We start from the raw sequence: 15,973 nt of genomic DNA on the forward strand, positions 1-15,973 counted from the left end.
GATGCCGCCTGTCGGCATCAGCCCTGCACGTCGAGGTAGACGGCGCCCGATGCAGCGACATCCGGAACTGTGCGAACGGCCTCCAGGTGGCGCCTCACGGACCGGCGCTCCTCGATCAGGAGCTCGAGCATCTCGCGCTGGAGCGCCAGGACCTCTGCCGCGCGCTCGTGCAGTTCATCGGGCAGTGCCCCGAGTTCCGGATCGGGGCGCCAGTGCTCCTCGCTGCGGTGCGCAGGGAGGTGCGCCGCGTCACCGCGGTCCGGTTCGGGATCAGGGTCGGACACCGCGAAGAGGGCGTCGGCCTCGAGCGCGTCGAGCACCTCGGTCCACGTGCGACGGGTGCGATCAGGCGAAGCCAAGGTGCAGGCCTCCCCCGCCGACGGGTGCGGCGGAGGTCAGGGAGTCGGCGGCCGTCGGCAGGGCAGCTGCCTCGTGCCAGGCTGCCGCGAGGGGCTCCATCAGGTCGATGGCCTGCCTCGTGAGGGCGGCATCGCGCTGCACGTTCGCGTTGCGCAGGGTGGTGGTGACGAACGCGTACACGGCGAGCAGTCCCTCGGCGCCGTCCCAGAGGTCGACCCGGAGCGAACTGGAGAGCTCGGCGACGATGTCCTGGGCGTGCAGCAGCGCCGTGGAGGCGTCGTTCCACGACCCGGCCCGCTGCGCCTGCTCGGCACGGTGCAGGTCGAGCAGCAGCCTGTCGTAGAGCATGGTGAGCAGTCGTGCCGGTGTGGCCGAGAGCACGGCTTCGCGGCCGTACTGGGCCTGGGCCTGGGCCTGCAGGAGGGTCGTCACTTGGAACTCGATCCGCTGGTGGTGGGCAGTGCGGCGATCTGCGAGGTGAGCCATGCCGACTGCGAGTTGAGAGCGCTCATGCGCACCTCGAGGGCGGAGTACGTGCGTTCGAGATGGGCACGACGATCGTCGAGCCGCCGGGTCCAGCTCTCGATCTGCTCGTTCATCGACTTCACGACTGTCTCCTGTCCGTTGATGCTGGTCGTCAGCCGGCCGGTGTACTTGTCCGAGACCGTGGTGGCCGCGTCGGCGACCCGACCGGCGATCGTGGCGAGCATGCCCTGTGCCGCTGCCGGGTCCGCCGCCAGTGCGGCGGAGAAGGCCTCGGGATCGAAGACCAGGCTGCCGTCCTTCAGGAAGCTGATGCCGATCTGCGAGGGGGACGCCCCGCCGATCGGCATCGAGACGGCCGAGGCCAGGGCGAGTCGCGCCGAGCGCACAGTCGAGTCGCCCGTGAACGAACCCAGCTTCGTCGTCGTGCTGCCGTCGGCGTTGGTCGTCGTCGAGCTCGCCGACTTCGCGTCGATCGTCCCGAAGATCGACTTGATCGCATCGGTCAGGGCCTTCGCGGCCGTGGAGGCCACGGCGGGATCCCGCGCGACGGTGACGGTGACCGGGTCGACGGATGCTGCGGACACCGTGACGTCGACGTCGCCGATGAGACCCGTGAAGGTGTTGGTCGACGAGCGAACGACCTGCTCGGCGGCCGTCCCCGACCAGAGCGCGACCTCGGCGTCCTGGGCGGTGCGGATCGCGGCCGCCCCGGGTTCGGCGAGCAGGTCGGTGCCTCCGCGGAGAACGCCGAAGGCGGCATCCGTCCCCGTGGCGGTCGAACTGAGCTGCAGGCGGTACTGCTGGTTGCCGTCGACGTCGAGGCCGGCACGCACCCGCGTGGCCGTGACAGGTGCGCCGGACTTGTTGATCGCCGAGGCGACGTCCTCGAGCGACGTGCTCGCGGCCGTGACCTCGGTGCGCGTGCCGTCATGCGCGACGAGGGTGAGGGTGGCCGGATCGTCGGGCCAGGCGGTCATCGGCGCGGTGACCGACGTCTGGCCCTGGGCGACCGACCGAATGACGATGTCGACGCTTCCGGCCACGGCGTTCGCCCCGGCCTTCGCCGTGACTGTGCTCGACGATGCTGAGGCGGTGAAGCCGTTCAGCGACGATGCCGTGCGGTTCGATGCGGCCATCGTGGCAAGTGAGGAGAACTTGAGGTTGAGGGCCTGGAGGTCGCTGATGGTCGAGCTCGTGGAGGCGACTCGTGCGCTGAGCAGCGTCTGCGGGGCGGCTTCGATCGCCATGAGCTTCGTGATGAGTGCCGCGGTGTCGAGACCGCTGGCGAGACCGCCGAGGGAGATGCCCACGATCGTCCTTCCTCTGCGTCGGGGTTGCTGATGTCGGTGCCGGCCGGGCCCGGCGCGCACGTGGTAGGCCCTACACCCACCCGCGCTCGCCGGGCCGACCGCCAGGCGATGCCGATCTAGCCGAGGAGCTTGAGAACGCTCTGGTTCGACTGGTTGGCCTGCGCCAGCATGGACGTGCCCGCCTGCGAGAGGATGCTCGCCCGGGTGTAGTTGACCATCTCCGATGCCATGTCGGTGTCGCGGATGCGCGACTCCGCCGCCGCCAGGTTCTCACCGGCGACGCTCAGGCTGTTGATCGTCGACTCGAAGCGGTTCTGCGCCGCACCGAGGGTCGCCCGGTCCGTCGAGATCGCCGTGATGGCTGCGTCGATCTTGGTGATCGTTCCGCTCGCCGTTGCGCTGTCCGTGACGACGAAGTCGGCCGACGCGGTGCCGGCGGCGGTTGCGAGGCCTCCGACGGACGCCGCAGTGCCGGAGAGCTTGACGTCGATCACGTCGCTCGAGGAGGTGTTGTCTCCCGTGCCGACCTGGAAGCTCTTCGTCGAACCGTCGAGCAGCTTGATGCCGTTGAAGTTCGTGTTGTCGATGATGCGGGTGAGTTCCTCGCCCAGAGCATCGGCCTCACCCTTGATCGCTGCGCGCGAGTCGGCGTTGTTCGAGTCGTTGCCTCCCTGGACAGCCAGGTCGCGCATGCGGTGCAGGATGTTGTGAACCTCGGTCAGGGCGCCTTCCGACGTCTGGATGACGCTGATGCCGTCCTGGGCGTTGCGTGCGGCGACCTTGTTGCCGGAGATCTGCGAGCGCAGGCCCTCCGAGATCGACAGGCCGGCCGCGTCATCGGCAGCACGGTTGATGCGCAGTCCGCTCGAGAGCTTCTCGAGCGACTTCGACAGCGCGTTCTGCGTGTTGTTGAGGTTGCGGTAGGCGTTGTTCGCCGCGGTGTTGGTGTTGATCTGCATACCCATGGTGTGTTCCTCCGTGATCTGGGTGTCGTCACGGGCCCATCCGTGGGCCCGCATCCAGAGCTATCGGCACACCCGGAGAACCCGTTAGACGAATCCTCGGGTTGATCGGCAGAGGCCTCAGGAGACCGTGGAGACCCGGCCGCGCAGCGCCGCCCGGCGCGAGACCTCGAGCACGGCCTGCTCGGCGACCCGCGCGAGATAGGCACTGCGGCTGGCCGTGGCGACCCTCGAGACGGGAACGTGAGGCTCGTCACCGTCGGAGTAGTGGGTGCCGAGCCCGTCGCGGAGCAGGCGGATCGCCTCCGAGCGCTGCTGCGAGACGGCGGAGTGGGTGATGCCCAGCTCGGCGGCGATCTCGGTGACGGTGCGGTCCTCGAAGTAGACGGCGACGATGATCGCGCGCATCCGCTCCGGGAGGGCGTCGACGGATGCCCGCAGGTAGCGCAGCTCCTCACCCAGGAGCAGACTCTCCTCCGGCGAGACGATCTCGGCGGCCAGCGAGTCGGCGACGGTGTCATCGAGCGATGTGACCGAACGCCCCGCGTCGGAGAGGGCGGCGCGAGCCGTCTCCCGGTCGATGCCCATGGCGTTGGCGATCTCGTCGACGTCGGGGGTGCGTCCGAGTGCGGTGGTCAGGGTCTCCTGCACCGCGAGGGTCTCCTTGATGCGCTTGCGCGCCGAGCGCGGTGCCCAGTCGGCCGAGCGCATGTCATCGGCGAACGCGCCGACGATGCGGCGCCGCGCGTACGCGCCGAACGGGATCCCGAGAGTCGGGTCGAAGGACTCGGCAGAGGTGATGAGTGCGATGGCGCCCACCGAGGCCAGGTCGTCGCGGGACAGGTGCGTCGCCCTGCCGCACAGCTCGGAGACCAGGTAGCCCACGAGCGGCAGGTTCTCGACCACCAATGCGTTGCGCTCGATCCGATTCACTGTCCATCCCCCGTTGTCCGGGCACCCGAAAAGGTGCCTGTCCTCACTCACTTCGGGTATGGGTGTGGTCATCACTTCACGCCGGATTCCATACTCCGATCCGACGGTGGAACAGGCTTTCGACGCGTGTCCAAGCTATCCGTCGGGGCCCCGGAATCTCGCCCCGGAACGCGCCCCAGTCCGAGTGTCGGCACGTTGGCCGACAACGCCATGTACCCCGTAGTCACCGGCTCGGAGCGTGCTATGTACCCCTCTGGGAAACGCGGACATGCGCGCTCACTAACATTGACCGCGATGCGACCGACAGTTGCTTTCACGAACGGAAAAGCGTCGGAGAGCGACGATGGATCGTCATCATGCAACCCGATGCGAATGGAGAAACACGTGGGGGCCACCGAATTGTCAGCAGTGCTCTGGCATGAGCGCGAGCTCCTCGAGCTGCTGCTCTTCAAGCTCGAGGAGCAGCAACTCCTGCTCACCGCCGGGAAGACCCGGTGGATCCCGTTCGCGACCCGCGAGATCGAACAGGTGGCCGAGCGCCTCCGCGAGAGCGGACTCGGCCGGTCGGTCGAGCTCGACGCCATCGCCGCCGAGTGGGGCGTCGACGCCGAGCTGCCGCTCCGCGAACTCGCCGAGGCCGCTCCGGCCGGGCCCTGGGGCGACATCCTGCGCGACCACCTGCAGGCGATGCTCGAACTCACCGCCCAGATCACGTCGGTGCGCGACCTGAACGACGCGCTCCTGCGTTCCGCCCTGCGCTCCACCCAGGAGGTCGCGGCCGGCATCGACGGCAACTCGGGCACCTACGACGCCAGTGGCACCACCGGTGCCACGGCACGTGGCGCACGCATCATCGACCGGGAGCTGTGACAACGGAATGAGCACCTTCGGCGCCCTGAACACCGCCTACACCGGGCTCGTCGCCGCGCGACTCGGTCTCGACGTCGTCGGTCAGAACATCACCAACGCGAACACCGACGGCTACACCCGCCAACGGGTCTCATCCTCGGGGATCGGAGCCGTGACCGCCGGTCGGTTCAGCACCGGCGTCCACGTCGGGCAGGGCGTCTCGATCGACGGCATCGCCAGGCTCGCCGACGCCAGGCTCGACGCCCGCGTGCGCGGCGCCCTGTCGATCGCCGGATTCTCGGATGCCAGGGCCACGGCCCTCGGCACGCTCGAGAAGTCGCTCAACGAGCCCGGCGCCACCGGCATCTCGGCGCAGCTCGGCGAGTTCTGGTCGGCGTGGGGCGAGCTGTCGAACCGCGCCGGTGAGCCGGCATCCGAGAGCGTCCTGCTCCAGCAGGCCTCAGTGCTCGTCAATCGCATCGCCTCAGGATCCCGGGCGACCCAGACCCAGTGGTCGGAGATCCGCGGCAGCGTCGACGATCAGGCCGCGCAGCTCAACGCAGCTGGGGCCGAGGTCGCCGAGCTCAACGCCCGAATCAGGTCGACGCTGGCCTCGGGAGGATCTGCGAACGAACTGCAGGACCAGCGCAGCCGCGTGCTCACCACCATCGCCGGGATCGCCGGCGGACGCGTCGAGCCGCAGTCCGACGGAACCGTCACTGTGTTCCTCGGCGGTAACGCTCTCGTGACGGGCGACTCGCTCCGGCCCGTCACAGTCCTCGGCGGCGGCAGCATGGCCACGTCGGCGACGGACCCGGTGCGACTGGAATGGGCTCACCATCCCGGCATCGCCGTCGAGCTCGACGGCGGCTCGCTCGGCGGCGCCCTGACAGTCCTCGCGCCTGCCGAGGCCGGTGGAACCGGAGGCGCCCTCGCCGAGACCGCGGCATCCTACGACGCCCTCGCCATCGCGCTCGCAACCCAGGTGAACGCCATCCACCGCACCGGAGCCACCGCGGACGGAACCACCGGGCACGACTTCTTCGTCGTCGACGCCGGAGTCTCGGCCGCCCAGGGTCTGCGTGTCGTCCCCACCGACGGTTCCGGCATCGCGACGGGCACTCCGGGTGCCGGCGGTACCGACGGATCGGTCGCCGATGCCATCTCGGGCATCGCGAAGGCCGACGGTTCCCCCGACGAGCTGTGGTCGGGCCTGGTGACCCGTGTCGCCGTGGCCGCGCAGACCGAGATCCGCAACTCGGCCCTCGCCGACCTCGCCTCCTCGAGCGCCGTCGCCGCACAGCAGTCGAACTCGGCGGTCGACCTCGACGAGGAGAACATGAACATGCTGGCGTTCCAGCGCGCCTACCAGGGGGCTGCGCGTGTGATGACAGCCATCGACGAGGCACTGGACACTCTCATCAACCGCACCGGACTCGTGGGGAGATAGCGCATGATCACCCGTGTGACGCAGACCATGATGATGCGCTCTGCCCAGCAGAACCTGCAGGCCAGCGCAGCACGACTGGCCGCGACCCAGGAGAAGGCGGCATCGCTGCGCGCCATCTCGCGGCCGTCCGATGACCCGACGGGCACGGCCGACGCCCTGCGCACGCGGGCGGAGCAGCGGTCGGTCGACCAGTACACCCGCAACGCCGACAACGGCATCGGCTGGCTCACGACGGCCGACAGTGCCCTGTCGACAGCCTCGAACGTGCTGCGCCGTGCGCGCGACCTGACCGTCCAGGGCGCCAATGACGGAGCTCTCTCCCCCACGGCGAAGGAGGCCATCGCGGTGGAGTTGGAATCGCTGCGCGACGATCTGCTCGGCATCGCGAACACCGCCTACCTGGGTCGCAACGTCTTCGCCGGCAATTCCGACGCCGGCGTCGCCTTCCAGCCCGACTTCTCCTTCACGGGCGCTGCGGGCAGCACTGTGCAGCGACGGGTCGCGGCCGACCAGACCGTACGGGTGGATGCCGATGGCGATGCAGCGTTCGGCAGCGGAGCGGCTTCGGTCTTCCAACTTCTGAGCACCATCGCCGCCGACCTGAGGTCGGGCCGGAACGTGACGGCGCGGCTCGGAGAGATCGACGACCGCGCCACGAAGATGGTCAGCACGCATGCCGAGGTCGGACAGAGACAGGCGCAGATCGAACGCGCAGAGGAGATGCTCGTGGCACAGACCGGATCACTCGAGACCCGGCGGGCCGCCATCGAGGACGTCGATATCGGGCAGATCTCGCTCGAGCTGAAGATGCAGGAGCTGGCCTACCAGTCGGCGATCGCCGTCTCGGCCAAGGTGCTCCCCGCGACGCTCATGGACTACCTGCGATGATCGGCGAGCTGACCTTCCTCAGTCCTCCCCCCGGACTCGAGCCGGCCACGCGCTTCACCCTGCACGCCATCGAGGGCGCCGTCGGCGTCTTCGCGCTGCGGTCGGTCGACGACCCGGGCCTCAGACTCTTCGTGCTCGACGCACCCACCTACCTCTCCGACTACAGGCCGGGACTGGGAGCCGAGCAGCGCGACGCAGTGAACCTCGGTGACGTCGAGCCGCTCATCCTCGTGGTCTCTTCGCTGACCGAGGGCGGCCCCACGGTGAACCTGGCGGCGCCGATCGTGGTCAACCCGCGGACCGGCGACGCCCTGCAGGTCATCCTCGACGGCCAGGACTGGCCGCTGCGGCATCCACTGACCGCCGCCTCGGCCTAGCCGGAGCTCCCCCTAGGCCGACGTGTCGTCGGCCGCGAGCAGCTCCCGCACCCGAGGCACCACGACGGTGCCGTAGAGCTCGATGCTGTGCATGAGCTTCTCGTGCGAGAGCGTTCCGTTGGAGTACTTGAGGTCGAAGCGCTGCACACCGAGGTCCCGCACCGTCGCGGCGATCTTGCGGGCGACGGTCTCGGGGGAACCGACGTTCAAGGCCCCCTCGTCTGCCTCGTTCTCGAAGGTGTCGCGGGTGATCGGACCCCAGCCGCGCTCCCGGCCGATGCGGGTGATCATCGCCTGGTGATGCGGCCACAGCTCCTCGCGGGCCTGCGCGTCGGTGTCGGCGATGTGCCCGGGCGAGTGCACGCCGACGGGCAGCATCGGCTGGCCGAGCTGAGCCAGGGCGCGGTGATACAGGTCGACGAACGGTCGGAAGCGCGCGGGTGCTCCCCCGATGATCGCGAGCATCAGCGGGTAGCCGTAGGTCGCGGCTCGCACGACGGATTCGGGAGAACCGCCGACGCCGATCCACGCCTTGAGGGCGCCGGATGCCGTCTTCGGGTAGACCTCCTGGTTCACGAGGGCCGCACGCTTGCGGCCCTCCCACGTGACGGGGGTCTCCTTGACGAGCTCGGCGAACAGCTCGAGCTTCTCCTCGAAGAGGTCCTCGTACTCGCTCAGCTGGTAGCCGAACAGCGGGAACGACTCGGTGAACGAACCGCGCCCGAGGATCACCTCGGCGCGTCCGTTCGAGATGCCGTCGAGGGTGGCGAAGCGCTGGAACACGCGCACGGGGTCGTCGGAGCTCAGCACTGTCACGGCGGAGCCGAGGTGGATGGTCTCGGTCTTCGCGCCGATCGCCGCGAGCACGACCTCGGGCGCCGAGACGGCGAAGTCGTCGCGGTGGTGTTCGCCGACGCCGAAGAAGTCGAGGCCCACCTGATCGGCCAGCACGCCCTGGGCGACGACGTTCCGCAGCACCTCGGCCTGCGACAGCCTGTCTCCGTTCGCGTCGACCGTGACGTCGCCGAAGGTGTCGACTCCGAACTCGACCTGCTGTGCCATGAGGGCTCCTGACTACTCGATCACTTCATACGTTTGCATAAAACGGAACGGCAGGTCGCATCCGGCTATTCCCGAGGCGACGGATGCCGCCATCAGGCCAGCGCCGGCAGTACCTCGCGCTCGAACAACTCGATGCCCGACCTGTCGTAGGCCGCCTCCGGGAAGTCGTGGATGGCGTATCCCAGCCCGTGCTCGCGTCGCTCGCGCAGGCGCTCCACGATCTGCTCCGGCGTGCCGACCGCCGGAGTGCCGTTGCGATACTCGGCCACGAACTCCCCCGCCTTGGTCTCGCCGAGGAACGGCAGCACCCTGGCGTGCAGCGCGTCGATGCGGTCGGCGACCTCGGACTCGGTCGCGGCGACGATGGTGTTGAAGTTCGACGACCGGGTGATGGAGGCGAAGTCGCGGCCGATCGCCTCGCAGTGGCCACGGAGCACGGCGCTCTTGTGGTCGAACTCCTCGAGGGTTCCGGCGAAGTTGGTGTAGCTGGCGTACTGCGCGGCGATCTTCAGAGTGACCTTCTCACCGCCGCCCGCGATCCACATGGGGATGCCGCCCTCCTGCAGCGGGAGGGGCCGAACGATGGCCCCGTCGACCTGATAGTGCTTCCCGTCGAGGGTCGCGCTGCCCGTCGTCCAGGCCTGGGAGAAGATCTCGACTCCCTCACGCAGACGGGCGAGCCTCTCCGCGACGGGCGGGAAGCCGTAGCCGTAGGCGCGCCACTCGTGCTCGTACCAGCCGCCGCCGATGCCCATCTGCGTGCGGCCGCCCGAGATGATGTCGACCGTCGCGGCGATCTTGGCGAGGTGGGCAGGGTTGCGGTAGCTCATGCACGTGCACATCTGGCCGAGCTTCACGCGCGACGTGCTCGCGGCGAATGCCGCCATCAGCGTCCACGCCTCGTGCGTGGCCTCCTCGGAAGGCACGGGCACGGTGTGGAAGTGGTCGTACACCCAGAGCGAGTCCCACGGCCCGGCGTCTGCGTGCTGTGCGAGCGAGTTCATCGTGTCCCACTGATCGGCCGGGTCGATGCCGAGAAGGTCGTGCCGCCAGCCCTGGGGAATGAAGAGTCCGAAGTCCATGATCGCCAGCCTAGGCGGCCACTCCAGCTCGTCGAAGGTAGCGACACCTCGACGCACTCGCTTCGCTCACGTGCCTTCGGCGACCGGACGCGCTGGCTGCACCCACGTGCCTTCGGCGAGCGAGGCTGCAATGATCGACTGATGACGAAGAGCATCCTGTTCCTCGGCGGTACCGGCGTCATCAGCGCGGCATCCGTCTCCCGTGCCATCGAACTCGGCCACGACGTGACAGTGCTGAACCGGGGTGAATCGAGAGTGCGTCCGCTGCCGGATGCCGTCCGCAGGCTGACCGCCGATCTCCGCGATCCCGCGAGCGTGCGCGAGGCCGTCGGCGACGCCGAGTTCGACGTCGTCGCCGAGTTCCTCGCGTTCACTCCCGAGCACGTGCAGGCCGACGTCGACCTGTTCGAGGGCCGGGTGGGCCAGTACGTGTTCATCAGCTCGGCCTCCGCGTACCAGACCCCTCCCTCGCGACTTCCGGTGACCGAGTCGACGCCGCTGCGCAACCCGTTCTGGCAGTACTCCCGCGACAAGATCGCCTGCGAGGACCTGCTCGTGGGCGCCTACCGCGACCGCGGCTTCCCGGCCACGATCGTGCGGCCATCGCACACCTACGACCGCACGCTGCTGCCCACCTCGGGCGGATGGACGGACATCGCACGGATGCGGGTCGGCAAGCCCGTCATCGTGCACGGCGACGGAACCAGCCTCTGGACCATCACCCACACGCGCGACTTCGCGGTCGGATTCGCAGGGCTGCTCGGCAACCCGTACGCCGTGGGCGACACCTTCCACATCACCGGAGACCACGCTCCTACATGGAACCAGATCTACGGCTGGCTGGGCGAGGCCGCGGGCGTCGAGCCCGTGCTCGCGCACGTCTCATCCGAGACGATCGCGGCCGCGCATCCGGAGCTCGGACCCGGCCTCATCGGCGATAAGGCGCACTCCATGGTCTTCGACAACTCGAAGGTGAAGGCGCTGGTTCCCGAGTTCGCGACCACGGTGCCGTTCTGGGAGGGCGCCGCCGAGATGATCGCCTGGCACGATGCGCATCCGGAGTCCCAGGTCGTGGATGCCGAGCTCGACGCCGCCTTCGATCGACTCGTGGGCTGATCGCTCCGCGCGGACGGTGACGCCTCAGCCCTGCGGGCGGCCTCAGCCCTGCGGGCGGTGGGCGAACACCAGCAGGCTGCTCGTCGCGGTGGCGAGAAGGTTTCCGGCGCTGTCGGTGAGCTCGGCCTCGGCGAAGATCACCCTGGTGCCGCTCTTGCGCACGCGCCCGGTGGCCCGCAGCGGTGCTGCCGACGGCTGGATCGGGCGTACGTAGCTCACGGTGATGTCGATCGAGGTGTAGCCGGTGCCGGCGGGCAGGGTGCTGTGGGCCGCGCACCCGAGCACGGTGTCGAGCACGGTGCACGCCAGCCCGCCGTGGATCGTGCCGAGGGGGTTGTAGTGCGCCTGGGTCGGTCGCGACTCGAAGATCACCTCGCCCTCGGACACCGCGACGATGTCCATGTTCATCAGCACGGCGATCGGAGGCTCGGGGATGCGCCCCTCGAGGATGCCGGTCAGGTACTCGAGGCCGCTGAGCTGCGGCAACTGCGCGAGCCCGACGGCGGGATCGACCCAGGTGTAGGTGGCTGAGGAGGTCGGAAGCTCGGTGTTCGTCACGATCGTCACGATAACACCGGGCTTTCAACATCCGACGGGCGGAATACCCTTGCGCGTGCCTACGCTGTGGTCATGGTGAAGCGCATCGGATTCCTCTCCTTCGGCCACTACCAGGCCGTACCCGGGTCGTTGACCCGCACGGCCGCCGACGTACTGCAGCAGTCGATCGACCTGGCTGTTGCGGCCGAGGAGGTCGGCGTCGACGGCGCCTACTTCCGGGTGCACCACTTCGCCCGCCAGCTCGCGTCGCCGTTCCCCCTGCTCGCCGCCGTCGGCGCCCGCACGAAGACCATCGAGATCGGCACCGGCGTCATCGACATGCGCTACGAGAACCCGCTCTACATGGCGGAGTCCGCTGCCGCGGCCGACCTGATCGCGGGCGAGAGACTGCAGCTCGGCATCAGCCGGGGATCACCCGAGACGGCGCTGGCCGGCTACGAGTCGTTCGGCTACGTCCCCTCCGACGGTCAGACGGATGCCGACATGGCGCGTGCTCACACCGAACTCTTCCGCGCCGCGATCGCCGGAGCCGGGCTGGCCCACGCCAACCCGCAGATGACCGGCTCGACGCATCCGCTCGCCATCGAACCGCTGTCTCCGACGCTGCCCCAGCGCATCTGGTGGGGTGCAGGCACGCGCAAGACCGCCGTGTGGACGGCGGAGCAGGGCATGAACCTGATGAGCTCGACGCTGCTCACCGAAGACACCGGGGTGCCGTTCGACCAGCTGCAGGCCGAGCAGATCGCGATGTTCCGGGCGGCGTGGGCCGAAGCCGGCCACGACTTCGAGCCACGGGTGTCGGTGAGCCGCAGCATCCTGCCGCTCATCGACGACGAGTCCCGACGCTACTTCGGGCTGCGCGCGCAGGCCGACGCGAAGGACCAGGTGGGCCACCTCGACGGCGGGCTCGCCCGCTTCGGGCGCAGCTATATCGGCGAGCCCGACGTGATCGCGGCCGAGCTGGCTCAGGATGCCGCCGTGCAGGCCGCGGACACCGTGCTGGTCACGGTGCCCAACCAGCTCGGCGTCGACTTCAACGCGCGCATCCTGGAGTCGATCGTGCGTGACATCAGTCCGGCACTGGGCTGATGCGCTTCGGGCGGTCGCTTCGCTCGGCCCTCAGCGAGCGGATCGTCGAGTACCCGCTCGCTCAGCGAGCGGATCGTCGGGTACCCGCTCGCTCAGCGAGCGGATCGTCGGGTACCCGCTCGCAGAGGCCCGGACGGAGTCCGCGGCCGAAGCGCAGCAGATGACAGGATCGACTCGTGACCGAGCCAGCCTTTCCCGTCCCGAGCGACGACAGCCGCTGCCCCTGCCTGAGCGGCGAGACCTACGGTTCCTGTTGCGGGCGGTTCCACAGCGGCGCGACCCTCGCGCCCACCGCGGTCCAGCTCATGCGCTCGCGGTACTCGGGCTACGTGGTCGGTGACGTGGCCTACCTGCTGAGCACGTGGCATCCGTCGACCCGTCCGTCCGAGCTGGAGCTCGATCCGTCCGTGCGCTGGTTCCGCCTCGAGATCGCCGCGACCACCGGCGGTGGTCCGTTCGACACGACGGGCACCGTCGAGTTCACCGCCCGCTCCAAGCACGACGGCGTCGCTCATGCCCAGCACGAGAACAGCAGCTTCGTTCGCGAGCGCGGAGCCTGGCTCTACGTCGACGCGCTCTGAGAAGCGGCGCCCAGGCCCGAGGCGGAGTTCGGCTCAGGCCGGGACGCCCAGCTCGTCGAGCGCGTCCTGCACGATGGTCAGACCGCCGAGACCCGGCATCCCGCTGATCGAATCGTCGACCTTCCTGGCGGCCTTCCGTCCGTCGGGCCCGCTCATGAGGTGGTTCATGACGTGCTGCACGTCCGAACGCTCCATGATGCTGGAGCCGACAGGCGCCCAGAACCTGCTGAGCGCGAATCGGGTGATCTTCTGCGCCTTGGTGCTCCTGGCCAGTCGCTCGCGCGCCTGCGAGGTGTAGAAGGCGACGTGTCGCGCCTCCTGCTTGGCAATACGGCGCAGCAACTCGGCGAGCACGGGATCCTGCTCGAGCTCGGCCATGCGGTTGTAGGCGGTGATGGCGGACCACTCGTTGGCCGCGCCCCACGACATGTGCACTGCCACGAAGTCCTCGCCGACGAGCGAGCCGAGCACCGACTGCTTGATGGGGTCGAGGCGGTCCTTCCAGCCGAGCTTCAGCCGGTTGGCCTTCAGCTGGTCGAAGTCGACGGTGATGTCGTGCATCGCGAGCACGGCGGCGAGGGCCTCACCGTGCCAGAACTCCTCGCGGTTCCACATGGTCATGAACGAACTCACGTCGGCCTCGCGGTGCGAGGGGGTGGTGAGCAGATCCCGGGTGTAGCAGACGGTGTGGTACTCGACGTCGGCCATGTAGCGCAGGGTGCGCAGCGAGTCCTCGGGCAGCGGATGCTCGCGGAAGACCTCGAGATCGAGGTCGTCCCAGTTCACGCTCACGCTCGTCGCCGTGTAGGTGTCGATGTCGAATGCCACTCTGCTCCCCTCGTTCCGCTGATCATCCAAGCACGCGTGTGCTCAGGCTGCGAGCCGCAGCTGCACGGCATGCACCGTGCCATCGTCCATGCCGGGTAGATCGGCGACGGATGCCGCCACCCGCCGCGCTCGCTCCACCCCGCTATCGCCGGCGAACGTGAACCCGGTGAAGAAGACCCGGTCGGAGGGAGCGAGTGCGATGGCTCCGATGGGCAGCACATCACGGCGCAGCTCCCGGCGGGTGAGACGCACGGCGCGCGGACTCTCGAGCAGCCGGTGCACGGCCTCCTCCTCGAAGAATCGCGAGTGCCGGGCCTTGAGGTCGATCACCTCGCCCAGGGCGCGGGCGATCTCGGGGTTGTCGCTCAGCTCGATCACGCGCTCGTAGGTTGCCCGCAGCATCCCATCGTCGACGAGACCACTCGCCACGTGCACGGCCACGATCGACTCGCCGGCGAGGAAGCCCGAGAGGGATCGCCGCACGGGCCCGCGGCGGGCACGCCGTTCTGCCCGGCCGCGCGAGGTCGCGGCATCCGTCACCGGGCTCGCCTCCACGGCTGCGTGCTGCGCCTCGGGTTGGGCTTCGGCGATGGCGGTCAGGGCGTCGGCGATCCAGAACTTCTCGAAAGCCCAGCTCACCAGGAACGCCGTCACCCGGGCGTCCTTGTGGGTCGCGGTGACGAGCACGTTGCGCAGGCGATCCATCGTGGCGGCCTCGAGATCGCGCAGCACGCGCACGGCTCGCGCGGCGTCGACCGGAAGGGGTCGGGCGGCGAGCGCCGCGAGGTCGAGGCGATCGCGGTGCGTGCCGACGGCAGTGCGGGTGAACTCGCGCACGTCGAAGCGTTGGGAGCCTGTCATGAGTCCAGCAGCATCCGGCGTCATCCTCGAATCTTGGCGAAGAAGGCTGTGAGATGCCCCGCGAGCAGCTGTGGTTCCTCGTGGGCGAGGAAGTGACCGCCGACCGACGGTTCGTGCCAGACGCGGATGTCGGAGCACGACCTGTCGGCGATGCTGCGCGGCATCTCGCGGATGCCGACCTCGGCGCTCACCGTGAAGCCCGCCGGTACGGCGATTGCGGGCCGCGGCCGGTTCGCGTCGTAGTCGACGTACTGGCGGAACGAGGTGCCGATGGACTCCGTGACCCAGTACAGGGTCCCGATGGTGAACAGGGTCTCGCGGTCGAAGCGCGTCTCGAGATCGCCGCCGCGGTCGCTCCAGTCGCGGTACTTGTCGATGATCCAGGCCAGCAGACCGGCCGGCGAGTCGGCGACGGCGGCTCCGATGGTGTCCGGACGCGTGATCATGATGGCGCTGTAGCCGCCGTCCGATGCGTCGAACTCCGCCTCGGACTCGAGGAACTCGTGCTCCTCGTCCGTGAGCGGCGCCTCGAACTCGGCCGGGAACGGCGGGTGGATCATGTAGAGGCCGGTGACGGACTCCGGATGCTTCGCAGCGAGCCAGGCCGCGACAGTGCCGCCGATGTCTCCCCCGAACACCCCGTAGCGCTCGAAGCCGAGCTCTTCGGTCATGAGCGTGTGCATGACGTCGGCCATGGCCTCCCGGGTGAGCGGCCCATCGGGCAGCTCGCTGAAGAGGAAGCCCGGCATCGAGGGAACAACGATCTCGAACGGGGCGCCAACCGCCTGGAATTCCTCGACCAGCGCGAGCATCTCGATGAAGCTGCTCGGCCAGCCGTGCATCAGGAGGAGCGGCATCCGTTCGCCATCGACGGGCCCGGAGCTCGCCCGCACGACGTGGATGCTCGTGCCGTCCACTTCGACGAGGCGGTGGTCGAGTCCGTTGAGGCGGCTCTCGACGGAGCGCCAGTCGGAATCGAGCCAGTCTGCCCACGCTCCGACGAGTGAGGCGAGGTAGCCGGGGTCGACGCCGGCACCCCAGAACTCCGAACGGCTCGGTGTCGTGAAGCGGGTGTTGCGCAGCCGCATCCGCAGGTCGTCGAGCGTGTCGTCTGGCACGGCGATCGTGAACGGGGTGGAAGTCATCCCTCCACTGTCGCAGAAACCCGCCGGGTCGGGCAG

18 protein-coding genes are annotated in these 15,973 nt (G+C 68.9%); 7 read left to right on the top strand and 11 right to left on the bottom strand.

Annotated features, from left to right (window positions below):
• Positions 1-17: 17 nt before the first annotated feature.
• From AADV74_RS06655 to AADV74_RS06675, 5 genes are all read right to left on the bottom strand, one after another.
• Entirely contained in the window at positions 18-359 is a 342-nt protein-coding gene (locus AADV74_RS06655) for a hypothetical protein (protein WP_342112676.1), read from the bottom strand.
• The gene (fliS, locus tag AADV74_RS06660) at positions 346-792 is read right to left on the bottom strand and encodes a flagellar export chaperone FliS (RefSeq protein WP_342112677.1); all 447 of its coding nucleotides are present in this window, start codon (positions 790-792) and stop codon (positions 346-348) included. The genes AADV74_RS06655 and fliS overlap by 14 nt, the downstream gene beginning before the upstream one ends.
• Positions 789-2,156, bottom strand: coding sequence for a flagellar filament capping protein FliD (gene fliD / locus AADV74_RS06665; protein ID WP_342112678.1), 1,368 nt, complete (start codon positions 2,154-2,156; stop codon positions 789-791). Before fliD ends, fliS begins: the two co-directional genes overlap by 4 nt.
• A gap of 116 nt (positions 2,157-2,272) precedes the next feature.
• Positions 2,273-3,121: a flagellin N-terminal helical domain-containing protein gene (locus AADV74_RS06670; protein WP_342112679.1), complete on the bottom strand. Its 849-nt coding sequence runs from the start codon at positions 3,119-3,121 to the stop codon at positions 2,273-2,275.
• A 117-nt stretch (positions 3,122-3,238) separates the two neighbouring features.
• The gene (locus AADV74_RS06675; protein WP_342112680.1) at positions 3,239-4,051 is read right to left on the bottom strand and encodes a sigma-70 family RNA polymerase sigma factor; all 813 of its coding nucleotides are present in this window, start codon (positions 4,049-4,051) and stop codon (positions 3,239-3,241) included.
• 384 nt (positions 4,052-4,435) lie between these two features.
• Here AADV74_RS06675 and flgN point away from each other — a divergent pair, with 384 nt between their 5' ends.
• Genes flgN through fliW form a run of 4 tightly spaced genes read left to right on the top strand, consistent with a single transcriptional unit; the run spans position 4,436 to position 7,615 of the window.
• Positions 4,436-4,921, top strand: coding sequence for a flagellar export chaperone FlgN (flgN, locus tag AADV74_RS06680; RefSeq protein WP_342112681.1), 486 nt, complete (start codon positions 4,436-4,438; stop codon positions 4,919-4,921).
• A gap of 7 nt (positions 4,922-4,928) precedes the next feature.
• Positions 4,929-6,350, top strand: a complete 1,422-nt coding sequence (gene flgK, locus AADV74_RS06685; RefSeq protein ID WP_342112682.1) for a flagellar hook-associated protein FlgK — start codon at positions 4,929-4,931, stop codon at positions 6,348-6,350.
• A 3-nt stretch (positions 6,351-6,353) separates the two neighbouring features.
• Complete coding sequence (gene flgL, locus AADV74_RS06690) at positions 6,354-7,238, top strand: flagellar hook-associated protein FlgL (RefSeq protein ID WP_342112683.1); 885 nt, start codon at positions 6,354-6,356, stop codon at positions 7,236-7,238.
• Entirely contained in the window at positions 7,235-7,615 is a 381-nt protein-coding gene (gene fliW / locus AADV74_RS06695; RefSeq protein ID WP_342112684.1) for a flagellar assembly protein FliW, read from the top strand. Before flgL ends, fliW begins: the two co-directional genes overlap by 4 nt.
• Positions 7,616-7,627: 12 nt before the next feature.
• On the opposite strand, the gene AADV74_RS06700 is transcribed toward fliW, so the two are convergent.
• Entirely contained in the window at positions 7,628-8,677 is a 1,050-nt protein-coding gene (locus AADV74_RS06700) for an LLM class flavin-dependent oxidoreductase (RefSeq protein ID WP_342112685.1), read from the bottom strand.
• A gap of 92 nt (positions 8,678-8,769) precedes the next feature.
• Complete coding sequence (locus tag AADV74_RS06705; RefSeq protein WP_342112686.1) at positions 8,770-9,759, bottom strand: LLM class F420-dependent oxidoreductase; 990 nt, start codon at positions 9,757-9,759, stop codon at positions 8,770-8,772.
• A gap of 141 nt (positions 9,760-9,900) precedes the next feature.
• On the opposite strand from AADV74_RS06705, the gene AADV74_RS06710 reads away from it, so the two are divergent.
• On the top strand, positions 9,901-10,875 hold the full coding sequence (locus tag AADV74_RS06710; RefSeq protein ID WP_342112687.1) for an SDR family oxidoreductase: 975 nt from the start codon (positions 9,901-9,903) through the stop codon (positions 10,873-10,875).
• Positions 10,876-10,917: 42 nt separating this feature from the next.
• Here the strand turns inward: AADV74_RS06710 and AADV74_RS06715 are convergent, their stop codons facing one another.
• Positions 10,918-11,433, bottom strand: a complete 516-nt coding sequence (locus AADV74_RS06715) for a PaaI family thioesterase (RefSeq protein WP_342112688.1) — start codon at positions 11,431-11,433, stop codon at positions 10,918-10,920.
• Positions 11,434-11,505: 72 nt separating this feature from the next.
• Here AADV74_RS06715 and AADV74_RS06720 point away from each other — a divergent pair, with 72 nt between their 5' ends.
• The gene (locus AADV74_RS06720; RefSeq protein ID WP_342112689.1) at positions 11,506-12,522 is read left to right on the top strand and encodes an LLM class flavin-dependent oxidoreductase; all 1,017 of its coding nucleotides are present in this window, start codon (positions 11,506-11,508) and stop codon (positions 12,520-12,522) included.
• Between the two features lie 176 nt (positions 12,523-12,698).
• Complete coding sequence (locus AADV74_RS06725; protein WP_342112690.1) at positions 12,699-13,103, top strand: YchJ family protein; 405 nt, start codon at positions 12,699-12,701, stop codon at positions 13,101-13,103.
• Between the two features lie 33 nt (positions 13,104-13,136).
• Here AADV74_RS06725 and AADV74_RS06730 read toward each other — a convergent pair whose 3' ends face one another.
• Genes AADV74_RS06730 through AADV74_RS06740 form a run of 3 tightly spaced genes read right to left on the bottom strand, consistent with a single transcriptional unit; the run spans position 13,137 to position 15,937 of the window.
• Entirely contained in the window at positions 13,137-13,931 is a 795-nt protein-coding gene (locus AADV74_RS06730; RefSeq protein WP_342112691.1) for a ferritin-like domain-containing protein, read from the bottom strand.
• Between the two features lie 42 nt (positions 13,932-13,973).
• The gene (locus AADV74_RS06735; RefSeq protein WP_342112692.1) at positions 13,974-14,816 is read right to left on the bottom strand and encodes a hypothetical protein; all 843 of its coding nucleotides are present in this window, start codon (positions 14,814-14,816) and stop codon (positions 13,974-13,976) included.
• Positions 14,813-15,937, bottom strand: coding sequence for an epoxide hydrolase family protein (locus tag AADV74_RS06740; protein ID WP_342112693.1), 1,125 nt, complete (start codon positions 15,935-15,937; stop codon positions 14,813-14,815). Before AADV74_RS06740 ends, AADV74_RS06735 begins: the two co-directional genes overlap by 4 nt.
• Between the last annotated feature and the right edge of the window lie 36 nt (positions 15,938-15,973).

Source organism: Leifsonia stereocauli, assembly GCF_038432415.1.
Lineage (GTDB): Bacteria > Actinomycetota > Actinomycetes > Actinomycetales > Microbacteriaceae > Orlajensenia > Orlajensenia stereocauli.